The sequence below is a fragment of the Streptomyces sp. NPDC006529 genome, assembly GCF_040611795.1.
Classification (GTDB): domain Bacteria; phylum Actinomycetota; class Actinomycetes; order Streptomycetales; family Streptomycetaceae; genus Streptomyces.
The window spans coordinates 23,387-37,728 of record NZ_JBEXPB010000054.1 but is presented as its reverse complement, the minus strand read 5'-3'; the positions used below and the strand labels follow the sequence as shown (position 1 = coordinate 37,728).

The 14,342-nt window shown below is 74.2% G+C and carries 13 protein-coding genes; 6 read left to right on the top strand and 7 right to left on the bottom strand.

Going from position 1 to position 14,342, the window contains the following annotated elements; translation table 11 throughout:
• Positions 1 to 479: 479 nt before the first annotated feature.
• On the bottom strand, positions 480 to 1,616 hold the full coding sequence (locus ABZY31_RS27465) for a Ku protein (RefSeq protein WP_356415326.1): 1,137 nt from the start codon (positions 1,614 to 1,616) through the stop codon (positions 480 to 482).
• A gap of 31 nt (positions 1,617 to 1,647) precedes the next feature.
• On the opposite strand from ABZY31_RS27465, the gene ligD reads away from it, so the two are divergent.
• Positions 1,648 to 2,571 carry a non-homologous end-joining DNA ligase gene (gene ligD, locus ABZY31_RS27460; RefSeq protein WP_356415323.1) on the top strand — a complete coding sequence of 308 codons (924 nt, stop codon included), beginning with the start codon at positions 1,648 to 1,650 and terminating at the stop codon, positions 2,569 to 2,571.
• Positions 2,571 to 3,590, top strand: a complete 1,020-nt coding sequence (locus ABZY31_RS27455; protein WP_356415328.1) for an ATP-dependent DNA ligase — start codon at positions 2,571 to 2,573, stop codon at positions 3,588 to 3,590. The genes ligD and ABZY31_RS27455 overlap by 1 nt, the downstream gene beginning before the upstream one ends.
• A gap of 16 nt (positions 3,591 to 3,606) precedes the next feature.
• Here the strand turns inward: ABZY31_RS27455 and ABZY31_RS27450 are convergent, their stop codons facing one another.
• Positions 3,607 to 4,425, bottom strand: a complete 819-nt coding sequence (locus ABZY31_RS27450) for a nuclease-related domain-containing protein (RefSeq protein ID WP_356415321.1) — start codon at positions 4,423 to 4,425, stop codon at positions 3,607 to 3,609.
• Between the two features lie 233 nt (positions 4,426 to 4,658).
• Here ABZY31_RS27450 and ABZY31_RS27445 point away from each other — a divergent pair, with 233 nt between their 5' ends.
• The 3 genes from ABZY31_RS27445 to ABZY31_RS27435 all read left to right on the top strand — a co-directional run bounded on the left by ABZY31_RS27445 (position 4,659) and on the right by ABZY31_RS27435 (position 7,995).
• Positions 4,659 to 5,366, top strand: a complete 708-nt coding sequence (locus ABZY31_RS27445; RefSeq protein WP_356415318.1) for a hypothetical protein — start codon at positions 4,659 to 4,661, stop codon at positions 5,364 to 5,366.
• A 488-nt stretch (positions 5,367 to 5,854) separates the two neighbouring features.
• Positions 5,855 to 6,652, top strand: coding sequence for a hypothetical protein (locus ABZY31_RS27440; protein WP_356415316.1), 798 nt, complete (start codon positions 5,855 to 5,857; stop codon positions 6,650 to 6,652).
• 65 nt (positions 6,653 to 6,717) lie between these two features.
• Positions 6,718 to 7,995 (top strand): HAMP domain-containing sensor histidine kinase, encoded by a 1,278-nt coding sequence (locus ABZY31_RS27435; RefSeq protein WP_356415313.1) that lies wholly within the window; start codon positions 6,718 to 6,720, stop codon positions 7,993 to 7,995.
• Between the two features lie 64 nt (positions 7,996 to 8,059).
• Here ABZY31_RS27435 and ABZY31_RS27430 read toward each other — a convergent pair whose 3' ends face one another.
• From ABZY31_RS27430 to ABZY31_RS27420, 3 genes are all read right to left on the bottom strand, one after another.
• Positions 8,060 to 8,347 (bottom strand): hypothetical protein, encoded by a 288-nt coding sequence (locus ABZY31_RS27430; RefSeq protein WP_356415310.1) that lies wholly within the window; start codon positions 8,345 to 8,347, stop codon positions 8,060 to 8,062.
• 10 nt (positions 8,348 to 8,357) lie between these two features.
• Complete coding sequence (locus tag ABZY31_RS27425) at positions 8,358 to 9,095, bottom strand: helix-turn-helix domain-containing protein (RefSeq protein WP_356415307.1); 738 nt, start codon at positions 9,093 to 9,095, stop codon at positions 8,358 to 8,360.
• A 111-nt stretch (positions 9,096 to 9,206) separates the two neighbouring features.
• Positions 9,207 to 10,136 (bottom strand): diiron oxygenase, encoded by a 930-nt coding sequence (locus ABZY31_RS27420; protein ID WP_356415304.1) that lies wholly within the window; start codon positions 10,134 to 10,136, stop codon positions 9,207 to 9,209.
• Between the two features lie 187 nt (positions 10,137 to 10,323).
• On the opposite strand from ABZY31_RS27420, the gene ABZY31_RS27415 reads away from it, so the two are divergent.
• Positions 10,324 to 11,424: a ferritin-like domain-containing protein gene (locus ABZY31_RS27415; protein ID WP_356415301.1), complete on the top strand. Its 1,101-nt coding sequence runs from the start codon at positions 10,324 to 10,326 to the stop codon at positions 11,422 to 11,424.
• A gap of 52 nt (positions 11,425 to 11,476) precedes the next feature.
• Here ABZY31_RS27415 and ABZY31_RS27410 read toward each other — a convergent pair whose 3' ends face one another.
• On the bottom strand, positions 11,477 to 12,934 hold the full coding sequence (locus ABZY31_RS27410; RefSeq protein WP_356415298.1) for a penicillin-binding transpeptidase domain-containing protein: 1,458 nt from the start codon (positions 12,932 to 12,934) through the stop codon (positions 11,477 to 11,479).
• On the bottom strand, positions 12,931 to 14,328 hold the full coding sequence (locus ABZY31_RS27405; RefSeq protein ID WP_356415295.1) for an FtsW/RodA/SpoVE family cell cycle protein: 1,398 nt from the start codon (positions 14,326 to 14,328) through the stop codon (positions 12,931 to 12,933). The genes ABZY31_RS27410 and ABZY31_RS27405 overlap by 4 nt, the downstream gene beginning before the upstream one ends.
• Positions 14,329 to 14,342 lie beyond the last annotated feature (14 nt).

Here is a 14,342-nt window from a genome sequence, read left to right as displayed (position 1 = left end):
TTTTTTGTGGGCCCCCCCCCTGTCGTGCGTGTTTGTTTTTGGTTGTGGGGGCGGGCGGGGCCGCCCCCCCCACCACCATGTCCGGGACCTCTCCCCCGCCCGTCCCGCTACAAGGCCTGCAAGTAGACCCGGGCCCGGCCCCCGCCGAGGTCCTGCGTGAAGATAGTGACGGACTGGACGCCGGGCCTCCGCTCGTCCTTGACGCACGGCGGGCAGACCGTCCCCGTACGCACCTTGTCGCCGGTTACCGGCTCCGGCAGTCCAAGGTGCGACCACGGAGCAGCGGCCGGACGCGCATGAACCGGGACGCCTCCAGGTCGCCCTGTCCGTTCACCCAGACCGGCCTACCGCCTTCCCGGGCCCGCGGCAGACCGCCCTCCGCGCCACTTTCTCGCTTCACCTGTCCCCCCTCGCCGTCGGTCCGACCAGCAGCAGGGGGAGGCGACGCCCCGCGCGCACACCGGGAGCCGCGCCTGCGGTCACGCAGACGAGCGCTTCTGCGGGGTGCTCGTGGCCTTCTTCGAGGTCGTCGCCTTCTTCGTCGATGACGCGGTGGTCTTCTTCGCCGCGGTCGACTTCGTCGTCGTCTTCTTGGCCGCCGCGGACTTGGCGGTCTTCGCGGTCTTCGCGGTCTTGGCCGTCGTCTTCGCGGCGGAGCCGGTGGGGGTGGTCTTCTTCGTCGTCGACGTGGACTTCTTGCCGGTGGCGGCCTTGGGGGCCGCCGCTGATTTGGGCGCGGTCTTGCGGGCCGGCCGGCGCCGGATCGGGGTCACCTCGGCCACGTCCGCCGCCGCCTCCCCCGCCTCGCCGGACTCCTGCGGCTCCGCTTCACCGCGGGACGCCTTGGCCGCCCGTACGCTCTTCTCCAGGGCCGCCATCAGGTCGATCACCTGCGCGTTCCCGGTCGGCGCCGGGGTCTGCTCCGGGGTCAGGCCCGCTCCCGACTCCGACTTCGCGGCCAGCATGGCCTCCACCGCCTCGCGGTAGTCGTCGTGCAGGGAGTCGACGTCCACCTCACCCAGCGTGGCCATCAGGGCGTCCGCCAGGTCCAGTTCCGCGTCGCGGATGGTGACCTCGGTCTCCGGGGCCACGCCTTCCGGGGCCCGGATCTCGTCCGGCCACAGGAGGCCGTGCATGGCGATGACGTCGTCGACCACCCGCAGCATCCCGAGCCGCTCGCGCCCGCGCAGGGCGAACTTGGCGATCGCGACCCGGTCGCTGCGCTTGAGCGCCTCCCGGAGCAGGGTGTAGGGCTTGGCGGCCGGGATGCCGCTCGCCGCGAGGTAGTACGCGGCGTCCATCTGGAGCGGATCGATCTGCGAGGCAGGGACGAAGGTCACGATCTCGATCGTCTTCGCCGTGGGCAGCGGCAGCGCCGACAGGTCCTCGTCGGTGATCGGGATGACCGAGCCGTCCGCCTCCTCGTACCCCTTGCCGATCTCGGCCGAGGTGACCTCCTCGCCGTCCAGTTCGCACACCTTGCGGTACCGGATGCGGCCGCCGTCGGCGGTGTGGATCTGGCGGAAGGAGATCGAGTGGTTCTCGGTGGCGTTCACCAGTTTGATCGGGATGCTGACCAGGCCGAAGGAGATGGCCCCGTTCCAAATGGATCGCACGGTTCCTCCTGATTCGTGGCAATCTCATCGTATGACGCCGATCACAACGGTGGAGGGGCGTCGCCTCGCGCTCAGCAATCTGGACAAGGTCATCTATCCGGAGAACGGTTTCACCAAGGGCGAGGTGCTGCACTACTACGCCACCGTCTCCGGGGCCCTGCTGCCTCACGTCCACGACCGGCCGGTCTCGTTCCTGCGCTATCCGGACGGGCCGGACGGGCAGCGGTTCTTCACGAAGAACCCGCCGCCCGGCACGCCCGAATGGGTGGAGACCGCGCGGGTGCCCCGCTCCGAGGACCAGCGCGCCGAGCAGGTCGTCGTGGCCGACCTCGCGACGCTCATGTGGGCCGCGAACCTGGTCGTGGAGTTCCACACCCCGCAGTGGACCACCGCCCGGCCCGCGGTGGCCGACCGGCTGGTCTTCGACCTCGATCCGGGCGCCCCGGCGGGCGTGGTGGAGTGCTGCGCGGTCGCGCTGTGGCTGCGGGAGCGGCTGGCGGCGGACGGGCTGGAGGCCTTCGCGAAGACCTCGGGTTCGAAGGGGATGCACCTCTCCGTGCCGGTGGAGCCGACGCCGTCCGCGCGGGTGTCGGCGTACGCGAAGGCGCTCGCCCAGGAGGCGGAGCGCGAGCTTCCGGAGCTGGTGGTCCACCGGATGACGAAGGCGCTGCGGCCCGGGAAGGTGTTCGTGGACCACAGCCAGAACGCGGCCGCCAAGACCACCGCCGCGCCGTACACGCTGCGGGCGCGGGCGCTGCCGACGGTGTCCGCGCCGGTGACCTGGGCGGAGGTGGCGCAGTGCGGGGACCGCGGCGACCCCGCCGCCCTGGTGTTCGTCGCCGACGAGGTGGTGGCGCGGCTCGCCCGGGACGGGGACCTCTTCGCGCCGCTGACCGACCCGGCCCGGGCGGGGGCGCTGCCGGGCGGTGGCGCCCGTACGGCGGGTGCGCCGTGATCCGGGTCGCGCTGGCCGCCGCCGTGCGGGAGCTGCCGCGGGGGGCGGGGCTGGCGTACGAGCCGAAGTTCGACGGGCACCGGCTGGTGATCCGGCGGACCACCGAGGACGTGGTGCTCCAGGCGCGGTCGGGGCGGGTGGTGACGAGCGCCTTCCCCGACCTGGCCGCCGCGGCGCTGCTGCTGCCCGCCGGCACCACGCTCGACGGCGAAGTGGTGGTGTGGCACGCGGGCCGTACGGACTTCGCGCTGGTGCAGCGGCGGGCCGCGGCGACGGCCGCCCGCGCCGCCGTGCTCGCGCGCACGCTCCCGGCCTCCTACGCGGCCTTCGACGTGCTGGAACTGGCCGGGCTGGACCTGCGCGCGCGGCCGTACGAACGGCGCCGCGCGCTGCTGGTCGACCTGCTGCTGCCGCTGGGCCCGCCCCTCCAGCCGGTGCCGATGACGACGGACGCGGAACTGGCGGCGACCTGGTACGAGACCCTGCCGGCCAGCGGGATCGAGGGGCTGGTGGTCAAGCGCCTGGACCAGGCGTACCCGACGGGCCGGCGCGGCTGGCAGAAACTCCGGCACACGGACACCCGCGACGCGGCGGTGATCGGGTACACGGGGACCGCGGCGCGGCCCCTCGCCCTGGTGCTGGTCCTGCCGGGGGACGGGGATGCGGGCGCGGAGGCGGGTCCGGGGGCGGGTCCCGGGGTCGATGCGGGTACGGACGGCGCACCGCTGCCCGGGGACCCGGCCGAGGACGCCGACCCGGACCCCGACGCGCCGATCGTGTCGAGCCCGCTGGGCCCCGCGCTACGGGCCCAGGTGGCGGCGGCACTGGCCGGTGCGGGTTCCGGGACCGCGACGGCGGGTCGGACCGCCGCCGAGAAGCCGGGTACCCGGACCGTCACGGCGATCGGGCTCGGCGAGATCGCCTACCACCCGGTCGATCCGCCGCTGACGGCCGAGGTCCGCAGCGCGTCCGGCCGCCACCCCCCGCCGGAGGTACTGCGCCTGCGCCCGTCGTGGTGAGAGCGGCCCGGCCCGGTCAGACCCGGGCCCAGGTGTTCCGGTCGCGGGCGGCTGCGAAGAGGGCTTCGACGTCCGATGGTTTGAGGGCGGCGGGGGCGCGGGTCAGGCGGGCGGCCGCCGTGCCCGCTTCCAGGACCACGACGTCGCGCAGGGACGGCGCAGCCTCCAGGCGGGCCGGCTCCACCACCGCCAGGGCCGGGGTGACCGCGGTGACCAGCGCGTGCGCGGCGCGCTCCGCGGCCCGCCGGGCCCAGCGGACGTCCGGCCGGGGCTCGGCGCGGCCGACCGCTACGAGCAGGTCACCGACCTGGACGCGCTGGCGCCGGCCCGGGACGGTGCGCACGCACCAGACCCCGCCGGGCCCGATCAGCAGGTGGTCGATCCGCCCCGCCCCGGGCAGCGGTACGGCGTGCAGCGCCCGCCAGCCCGCGCCCTCCAGGGCGTCCAGCTCGGCGCCCACGCGCTCCTGGGCGAGCAGGTCCGGCCGCATGCGGTGGCGGGTACGGGCGCCCGCGGCGCCGTGTTCCAGTTCGCCCAGCAGCGCTTCGCCGGGGCGGTTCGGGGCGAGGTCGTCGTCCGGGTGGAGGGACAGCCGGGCGAGGTCCGCGGCGCTGGGCACGGGGGGCGGCCCGACGGTCCAGCTTCCGGTGAGGTACGGACGTAACACCGCGAGCGCGGCCTCCCGGTACCGCTCCGAGAACACGCTGACCCGGCCGACCGTCCTGTCGTACCAGGCCACACCGCGTCCGTCGGGCAGACTGACCCACAGGCGGCCACGGTCGGGCAGCACCTTGAGTCCGAGCCCGAGGCCGTGTTCCCGTTCACGATCACGCATCTCCCTCACCCCCGCCGTCCATGGGAGCAGGCGCGGCCGTGTGCGGCAATCCCCCGGTCGGACCGCACGCCGGGCCGCGCGTCGAACCCCGCGGCGGTCCGTCGGTTGTGTAACGACTCCGCCGGGACGTTGCGGCCCCGCTGTTACACAGCCACCGTCGAACCGCAATGGCGGCCGCCTACGTTGGTGCCACCTGGGCACCCCAGGCTCCGACCGGCACCGAAGGACCTCCCGTGAGCACCGTCCGCCGCACCCTCGTTCGCGCCGCCGCCGTGACCGCCTGCGCCGGAAGCCTGCTGGCGCTGCCCGCCGTCACCGCCCTCGCCGACGGGCTGCCCGCGGCGGCCGCCGCGCAGACCTCGGCGCCCGCGCGCGCGGCGTCCGCGCCCCGGACCCTCGTCAAGAGCCTGACCCTCGCGGACGGCGTCTCCTCCGCGCGCGTCTACCGGGTCGCCGCGGGGGCCTACCAGGCCGACGTCCTGCGCGACGGGGTCACGGTGGCCAGCCTGACCAGTCGGGACGGCGTCCCGGGCTACGGCCGTACGGACGCGCTGCATCTGGCGCTCCAGCCGGACGGGCGCCTCTCCTCCTGGTCGGCCGATACGTCGGCGAACGGATCGGGGAACGGATCGGCGAACGGGTCCGCGGACGGCAAGGCCCTCGTACCGGCCGCGCTGGCCGCCGGCGCCGACGGCCACAAGACGGCCCGGCGGACCGGCTTCGCCGACGCGGCGCTCACCGTCCCGGCCGCGGGCGGCGGCACCATCGCGCCCTCGACCATGGACCCGGCCGCCGACCGCACCGTGGCGCTGCGGCTGGGTACGCTCGCCGGCGGCCCCGACGACGGTGTGCTGATGATCGCCGCGGGCGGGGGCATGGCCGCGGTCGGCGCGGCGGGGCTCGGCTTCGCGATGCTGCGGCGCGGACGCACCGAGGCCTGACCGGACCGCCCGCGCCGGCGGCCCCCCGGGCCCCTCACCGGCGGCGCTCCCCCGGCCTCCATTGCAGCGTGCCCGGCGTTTGAGGGCCCGCCGGAGGCGAGTCCGGCGGATGGCGGGATACGGCCAGTGGTGCCGTGCGGCGCTCATGCCCTCCGGGGGCGCCTCAAACGCCGGCGAGGCTGGAGTTGGCCGGGCGGAGTGGCGCCGTCCCGGCACGTTCAGCCCGCCCGGCGTTTGAGGGCCCGCCGGAGGCGAGCCCGGCCGGTGGCGGGATACGGCCAGTGGTGCCGTGCGGCACTCCTGCCCTCCGGGGGCGCCTCAAACGCCGGCGGGGCTGGAATTGGCCCCTCTGCGCCGCTGGTCCGCGGGGCGGACGGCCGCGCAAAAAGGGCTTACCTCTGCATAAGGTTGACGGGACCGGTTCGGGCGACAATCGGCGGGTGGCGCACCCGCCGCACCGCGCAGGGGACAGGAGGACGCAGGGGCCCGTGAAGACGCTCCCTCCGCGCGCCCGCGCCACGGCCCTCCTTCCGCCGCCGGCCCTGCGCGCCGCCGCGCTGCTGGCGGCCGTCCTGGCGGTGGCGGGTTGCTCCCACACCGGTGGTCTGGCCGGCGCCGGGGCGACCCCGACCGCGAAGGGGCCCGTACACCTGTGGCCCGAGCGCAAGGGCGCCACCGTGCCGCCCGCCGATCCGGGCGGGGCGCCGCCCGAGTACGTCAAGGGCATTCCGCCGGTCAAGGACGGGAACGTGCACGGCGTGGACCCGGTCGCCCTCGTGCAGGCCGAGGTCCGCAACCACCAGGGGGCCGCCGTCGGTCCCGACGGGATGCCGCGCGAGACCGCGGCGGCAATCCTCGCGTGCCCGACCGGGGAGCGGCCCGCCGACCCGGGGACCGCGAAGCCGGGGCGGTGCCCGGTGCTCACGCCGTACTACCGGGACCTGACCGGCAACGACCAGGACGAGCTGATCATCGGGTTCGAGCTGCCGGACCACCAGATGTCGGTACGGGTCTACACCGCCGACCCGGACGGGCGCCTGAACCGGATCATGGCCACCACCGACTCCGTGATCAGCGTCGAGCTGGCGGGGCGCGACGTCGTCCTGCACGTGCCGAGCGCGAACCCGGGCTACGAGCTGAACACCGCCTGGTCCTGGGACGAGAAGCAGCGGACCATGCTGCCGACCCGGGAGCAGATCATCCGGGTGCCGCAGCGGCCCGGCGCCGCGCAGAGCCCGCGTCCGCTGCGGCCCCGGCGGGCCGCGGACGGCGGCGGCCCGTCGTGACCGCGCCCCGTACGACCGGCCCGCGGAGCCCGGCGCGGCCGGCGCGGCTGCCCCGGTGGGCCCGGATGCCCGCCTGGACGGCCACGCTGACCTGGAAATCGGCCTGCTTCATCGTGGTGATGTGCTGCACGCTGGCGGCCGTCCTGGGGGCGCTGGTGCACGTCGCGGTCACCCGGCAGACGGTCGCGACCGCCCGCGAGAAGGCGCTCGGGAAACTGCACGACGCCGCCCGCTCCTACGAGGCGGGCGAGAACCTGCCGCCCGATTCCGGCATCGATCCGGCGGGCCTGCCGGCCTCGCTGCGCGCGCTGGCGGTCTCGGGCAACCGGGGCACGATCGTCAGCGACTACCGGGGCCGCCCGGTCATGTGGGCGGCGGCGCCCGCCGACGGCCGCGCCCTGGCGACCGCCGTCGACTACGGCCAGAGCGCGCGCACGATCAACGGGCTGGACCGGGCCATCATCGGCTCGTCGGGGCTGGCCATCGGGGGGACGCTGCTGGTCGGCGCCTTCGCCGTCACCCGCGTGACGCGCAGGCTGCACCAGACCGCGACCGTCGCCCGCCGGATCACCCAGGGGGACCTGGACGCCCGGGTCGGGGACGCCCGTACGAAGGATCCGGCGCGCCGCCAGGACGAGGTGGCGACCGTGGCCGCGGCGCTGGACACGATGGCCGGGAGCCTCCAGTCGAAGCTGCTGAGCGAGCAGCGGTTCACGGCGGACGTGGCCCATGAGCTGCGCACCCCGCTGACCGGCCTGCAGGCCGCCTCGGAGCTGCTGCCGGAGGGACGTGCGACGCAGATGGTGCAGGAGCGGGTCCGCACGATGCGCCAGCTCACCGAGGACCTGCTGGAGATCTCGCGGCTGGATTCGGGCAGCGAGCGGGTGGAGACGGACCTGCACCGGCTCGCGCAGGTGGCGGAGCGCGCGGTACGGGCCTCGGGCACGGTGACGGAGGTCGTGGTCGCGCGCGATCTGTACGTCGAGACGGACCGGCGGCGCCTGGAGCGGGTCCTCGGGAACCTGATCGCGAACGCGCACAAGCACGGGCGGGCCCCGGTGGTGCTGACGGTCGACGGACCGGTGGTGACGGTACGGGACCACGGGGACGGTTATCCGGAGTACCTGGTGGCGCACGGCCCGCAGCGGTTCCGTTCCGGGGCCGGCGGGGGCGGCGGCCCCCAGGGGCACGGGCTGGGGCTGACGATCGCCGTCGGGCAGGCGGCGGTGCTGGGCGCGGAGCTGGTGTTCCGCAACGCGGGGGCCGGGGAGGTCTCGGGCGCGGTGGCGGTGCTGACGCTGCCGGTGCCGGTGCCTTCGGCAGGGGCCGGGCCCCCGCCCTGATCCGGGTCCCCGCCCCGCACCCGCGCCTCGAACGCCGGCCGGGCCGGACATGCCCGGCTGCGGCTCAACCGTCGGCGGGGCCGGGGGTGCGCGGCGGTTTCGTCCAGGGCCAGCGGACGGCGGGCTTGCGCCCCGTCGGCTCGTAGGCGTACTTCCAGCCCTTCTGCAGGTGCAGGCGCTTGGTGTAGCCGGCCGGGACCCGCTGGTAGAGCAGGACGGTGGGCGGGCCGCCCGCCGCGTCCGGGACGGGGATCTCGTACCACTTCGGCGGGTGGCCGGTCGGGCCGAGCAGGACCGGCAGGACCCGGCCGTCCATCGGGCCGCCCTCGAAGGGGGTCGGTTCGCTTCTCACCCCACCAGTGTCACAGCAGGTGGGCGGCCTCGGAGACCACGGGGATCACCCGGCGGGCCAGGACCCCCACCGGGCCGTCCGCGGTCTCCGTGGCCAGGGCGGCCCGCGCGGCGGCGGCCGTCTGCGGGTCGGTGGCGGCAGTGGCGGTCAGCAGGGCGATGAACTGGTCCACCAGCCAGTCGCGCAGCTCCGCGACCGGCGGCTCCTTGCCCTCGTCCAGCCAGGTCAGCGAGGCCGCCTCGACGGCCGTGATCCAGGTACGGACCATCATCCGCAGCCGGGGGCCGGGGTCGGGGACGTTCAGGTGGAAGAGGATCTGGCCCGCGGCGGTGCGCCGGATGCCGTCGACGGTGGCGGTCGTGCGGGAGGTCTCCACCACGCTGCCGCCCTGGAGGAGGGCGCTGAAGCCCGCGTCGTGTTCGTCGACGAAGGCGAGGTAGCGGTCCAGGGCGCGGGAGAGCCGCCGGGTCAGCGGTCCGGCCTGCGCTTCGGCGAAGCAGAGGCCGAGGACGTCGGCCGCCGAGCGCAGGGCGGCCTCGTACAGCTGCTGCTTGCCGCCGGGGAAGTAGCGGTAGACCAGCGGGCGCGAGACCCCGGCGGCCTCGGCGACGTCGTCGAGGGAGATGTCCTCCGGGGCCCGGTGCGCGAACAGCGACAAGGCCGCGTCGATGATCTGCGCCCGCCGCTCCTCGACGCTCAGGCGGCGGTAGGCACGCGGGGCCGGGGCCGCCGGCGGGGTCCGGGTCATGTCCGCAGGGTAACCCGGCGCACCGGCCCGCCGGCCCGGCGCGGGACACGCCGCCGGGAAGGGCGTGTGAACGGCGCCGGGCAGGCCGGCGGGCGGGAGTCGGCCGGGCCGTCAGGCGAGCAGTCCGCTGCTCTGCCACAGCTTGCGGCCGACGCCGCGCAGCACGCCGATGTCGTCGAGGAAGTCGGTGAGCCGCTTGGCTCCGGCCTGCATGACCTCGCGGCGGTGGCCGCTCGCCCTCACCTGGGCCGTCGCCTCGGCCCGGTCCAGGCCGATGTTCTCGTACACCTGGCCGTTGACGAAGGCGAGGGAGAAGACCCGGGCGGCCTCGCCACAGCTGATGCGGGTGAGTTCGCGCTCCCAGCGCGGGGCGGTGATCATCTGGCGGCGCAGCTCCTCGCGGGCGTACCGGACGTGCCGGGCCTCCTCGATCACGTGGATCCGGGTGACGCCGCGCACGAGCGGCTGGATGCGCTCGTCCGGGAAGGTCAGGCGCTGCATCCAGTCGAGGATCTCCTCGCCGAGGAGCGTGCAGGCGAAGGAGCCGGGGGTGGTGGAGACGGTCTTCAGGACGCGCGCCAGGTTGTGGTTGAAGCGGGAGACCGGGTACTCGGGGGCGCCGCCCTTCTGGATCATGCGGGCGAACATCATCGAGTGGCGGCACTCGTCGGCGATCTCGGTGAGGGCGTAGCGGACGTGACTGCTGGTCAGCGCCTTGTCGTAGATGTGCCGGGTGAGCAGCTGCATGAGGATGATCTCGAACCAGATCCCCAGCGAGGCGAGCGCGGCGGCCTCGTGGCGGGAGAGTTCGATGCGCTGCTCCTCGCCCATCTTCTTCCAGAGGGGGGTGTCGTAGAGGGAGAGCAGCTCGGGCGGCCAGTAGTACTTGCCCTCGATCATCGGGGCGTCCCAGTCCAGTTCCCGGTCCGGGTCGAAGGAGTGCTTGGCCGAGGATTCGAGCAGCCGCTCGGCGACGTGTTCCCGGTCCTTGAGGAGGCCGAGGGCGTCGCGCAGCTCCGCCCTTTCGGTCACGGTCGTCATGGCTCTGACACCTCTCGCAGGGGGGTCGGCGGTGGGGTTACCAGCGGTCACCTCTTATGAGACTGCTTGTCAGCAAGCTCGTCAATCCCCTGCGCCCGACTTGTTGACCGGCTGTCTACCAACGTGTGACGCTGCCAACTGTCCAGTCCCGCACGGCAGTCCACACACGCGCACCCAGGGGGCGTTCATGTCGACACACCCGCTCTACACCACGGACCCGGGCGACCCCGTATGGCAGGTTCCGGCTTCCGGCGCGGCCCGCTTCAGCTGGGAGTACGACGGCGGGCGCGAGCGGCTCCTCGCCCTCTACCAGAAGGGCAAGGACAAGCAGTGGGACGGGGCGACCCGGATCGACTGGCACCTCGACGTCGACCCCTACGACCCGCTGGGCACGCCCGACGACGTCCTGACCCTGTACGGCACGCGGCACTGGGCGAAGATGACCGAACGGGACAAGGGCGACCTGCGGCGGCACTACACCTCCTGGCAGTTCAGCCAGTTCCTGCACGGCGAGCAGGGCGCGATGGTCTGCGCGGCGCGCATCGTGGAGTCCGTCCCGGACCTGGACGCGAAGTTCTACTCCGCCACCCAGACCATGGACGAGGCTCGGCACGCCGAGATCTACGGCCGCTTCCTGCACGAGAAGATCGGCATGCTCTACCCGGTCAACGACCATCTCCAGGGCCTGCTCGGCGACACCCTGCGCGACTCCCGCTGGGACATGCCCTACCTCGGCATGCAGGTCCTCATCGAGGGCCTCGCACTGGCCGCCTTCGGGATGATCCGCGACACCACGGACAAGCCGTTGCCCAAGCAGATACTCGCGTACGTCATGCAGGACGAGGCGCGGCACGTGGCCTTCGGCCGGATGGCGCTGCGCGACTACTACAAGCAGCTGACGGACGCCGAACTGCGCGAGCGCGAGGAGTTCGTGATCGAGGGCTGCTACCTGATGCGGGACCGGCTGCGCGGGGTGGAGGTACTGGAGAACTTCGGCATCCCGAAGCGGGAGGCGGCCGAGCTGAGCGAGCAGTCGGAGTTCCTGCACCTCTTCCGCAAGCTGCTGTTCAGCCGGATCGTGCCCTGCGTGAAGGACATCGGGCTGTGGGGGCCGCGGCTCCAGAAGGCCTACCTCGACATGGGCGTGTTCGACATGGGCGATGCCAACCTGGACCTGCTGATGGCCGAGGACGAGGAGATCGCCGAGACCCTGGACCGCGAGCGGTTCGCGCGGGAGGAGCGGCTGCGGGTGGCCGAGGTGGAAGCGGCGATCGCGGACGGCTCCTGACCGGCTCGGGCTGCGGCTCCGGGTCCCGTTCCTGGCCCCGACCCGCTCCGGCTCAGGGAGCCAGGGCCGCCCGCATCACCTCGCGCGCGATCGGCGCGGCCGCGCTGTTGCCGCTGATGTCCCCGCGGTCGGCCGCCGCGTCCTCCACGACCACCGCGACCGCCACCGCGGGCCGGCCGCCTGCCGCGCCCTCGGCCCACGCGATGAACCAGGCGTACGGGGTGCCCGCGTTGCCCACGCCGTGCTGCGCCGTGCCCGTCTTGCCCCCGACCCGGGCGCCGGGGATCGCCGCGTTGCGGCCCGTCCCCTCCTCGACCACCCTGACCATCAGCTGCTGGAGCCGCAGCGCGGTCTCCGGGCTCATGGCGCGGCCCATGCCGTGCTGGTCGGCGCGGCGGACCGGATCGCCGTCGCTCTGGGTGGTCCGGTCGATGAGGTAGGGGCGGCGCAGCTCGCCGCCGTTGGCGACCGCGCCCGCGACCATGGCCATCTGGAGCGGGGTGGCCGTGGTGTTGAACTGGCCGATGGCGGACAGGGCCAGCTGGTCCTGGCTCATGTCGGTGTCGAAGTTGGAGCGCGAGACCCATGCCGGGACCCGCAGCCCCTCGTCGTTGAAGCCGAACCGGCGGGCCGCCTCGGCCATCCCGCGCAGCCCCACCTGGACGCCGATCTTCGCCATGACCGTGTTGCAGGAGAACTGCACGGCCTCGGCCATGCTGGCGTCCCGGCAGCCCTCGGAGGCGTTGGGCAGCAGGGTCGTGGTGCCGGGCAGCGGGTAGGGGTCGGGGGTCTGCGTCGGCGCGTCCACGTCGGTCACCACGCCCGCGTCCAGCGCGGCCGCCGCCGTCACGATCTTGAAGGTGGAGCCGGGCGGATACGTCTCGCGCAGCGCCCGGTTGAGCATCGGCTTGGCCGGATCGGCGTTCAGCCGGGCCCAGGCGCTCTTGACCCCGGCGCCCGTACCGGAGAGCAGGCCCGGATCGTACGAGGGGCTGCTGACCAGGGCGAGGATCTTCCCGGTGGCGGGCTCGACGGCGGCCACCGCGCCGCGCTTGCCCGCGAGGCCGGTGTAGGCGGCGCGCTGCACGGCCGCCTTGAGCGTGAGCACCGCGTTGCCGCCGTCCGGGCGGCTGCGGGCCAGCTCGTGCCAGAAGGGGAACGCGGTCAGCCCGGGGTCGGTCCCGGCGAGCACCGCGTCCTCGGAGCGCTCGACGAAGCTGGTGCCGTAGGTCTGCGAGGCGTAGCCGGTGACGGGCGCGTAGAGCGGGCCGTTGGCGTACGTCCTTTCGTAGCGCAGCAGTTGGCGGCTGTCCCGGGAGCCGGTGATGGGACGCCCGTCGACCAGGATGTTGCCGCGCGGCTGTGCGTACCGCTCGATCACCGGCCGCTTGTTGGCCGGGTTGTCCGCGAGGGAGCGGGACTCCCAGACCTGGACCCGGGCCACGCCCGCGAACAGGGCGAGGAAGAGCGCCGCGCAGAAGTAGCCGCACCAGCGGATGTAGCGGATCACGGAGCCCCTCCCCCGCCCGCGGTCCCGGCTTCGCCCGGCGCGCCGTCGCCCCCGGGGCGCGGGCGGCGGGCGCTGTCGCTGAGCCGCACCAGCAGGGCCACGATGACCCAGTTGGTCACCACCGAGGAGCCACCCTGGGCCAGGAAGGGCATGGCCATGCCGGTGAGCGGGATCAGTCCGGTGACCCCGCCCGCGATGACGAAGACCTGGAGGGCCACGATCGAGACGAGCCCGGTGGCCAGCAGCCGCCCGAAGGGGTCGCGCAGCGCGAGCCCGGCGTGGAAGCCGCGGGAGACCAGCAGGCCGTAGAGGACGAGGATCGCGCAGAGCCCGGCCAGGCCCAGTTCCTCGCCCGCGGTGGCCAGGATGAAGTCCGATTTGGCGGCGAAGCCGATCAGGAAGGACTGGCCGTGGCCGAGCCCGGCCCCGAGCACGCCGCCCGCCCCGAAGGCGAAGAGCGACTGGGCCAGCTGGCCCGGGCCGCGCCCCTCCTCGATGGAGGCGAAAGGATTCAGCCAGTCCTCGACCCTGCCGTGGACGTGCGGTTCGAAGGTCCCGACGGCGTACGCGCCCAGCCCCGCGAGCAGCAGCCCGACGGCGATCCAGCCGATCCGGCCGGTGGCGGTGAACAGCATGATGACGAACAGCCCGAAGAACAGCAGCGAGGTCCCGAGGTCCCGCTCCAGCACGAGGACGCCGACGCTCAGCAGCCAGATCGCGAGGATCGGCCCGAGCACCCGGCCGGGCAGCATCCGCAGCTTCCAGATCCGGCGGCCGGTCAGGGCCAGGGCGGTGCGGTTCGCGGCCAGGTAGGCGGCGAAGAAGACGGCGAGCAGGATCTTGGCGAACTCCCCCGGCTGGAAGGACAGTCCGGCGAAGCGGACCCAGATGTGGGCGCCGTTGACCGCCGGGAAGAAGACCGGGACCAGCATCAGCGTCAGCGCCGCGGCCACCGCGAGGTAGGCGTACCGCTGGAGCGAGCGGTGGTCGCGCAGCGCGGCGACCGCGACCACGAAGAGCGCCACCCCGAGCCCGGACCACAGCAGCTGGTCCCCCGCGGTGAGGTGGGCGGGGGTGGTGAGGTCGAGCCGCTGGATGAGGACCAGGCCGAGCCCGTTGAGGAGGAAGGCGATGGGCAGCAGCAGCGGGTCGGCGTAGGGGGCCCGCAGGCGCACGGCCAGGTGCGCGAGGAGCGCGGCGGCGGCGAGGCCGGCGGCGTGCCGGGACGAGTGCGGCGGGAGGTGGCCGACGGTCGCGAGGCCGACGTAGAGGTGGCCGAGGACGCAGATGCAGACGGCGCCCGCGAGGAGGGTCAGCTCGACGCCCCGCCGCCGGGCGTGCGGGACGCCGGGGGGCGGAGCGGGCTCCGTCACCTGTGCCGTCAGTGCGGTCATGGGGGCAACGTAGC

Coding starts and splice junctions, on each gene's coding strand:
- ABZY31_RS27420 (WP_356415304.1), bottom strand. CDS start 10,136: ATGACGACCGTGACCGAAAGGGCGGAGCTGCGCGACGCCCTCGGCCTC.
- ABZY31_RS27405 (WP_356415295.1), bottom strand. CDS start 14,328: ATGACCGCACTGACGGCACAGGTGACGGAGCCCGCTCCGCCCCCCGGC.
- ABZY31_RS27435 (WP_356415313.1), top strand. CDS start 6,718: ATGCCCGCCTGGACGGCCACGCTGACCTGGAAATCGGCCTGCTTCATC.
- ligD (WP_356415323.1), top strand. CDS start 1,648: ATGACGCCGATCACAACGGTGGAGGGGCGTCGCCTCGCGCTCAGCAAT.
- ABZY31_RS27425 (WP_356415307.1), bottom strand. CDS start 9,095: ATGACCCGGACCCCGCCGGCGGCCCCGGCCCCGCGTGCCTACCGCCGC.
- ABZY31_RS27415 (WP_356415301.1), top strand. CDS start 10,324: ATGTCGACACACCCGCTCTACACCACGGACCCGGGCGACCCCGTATGG.
- ABZY31_RS27450 (WP_356415321.1), bottom strand. CDS start 4,425: ATGCGTGATCGTGAACGGGAACACGGCCTCGGGCTCGGACTCAAGGTG.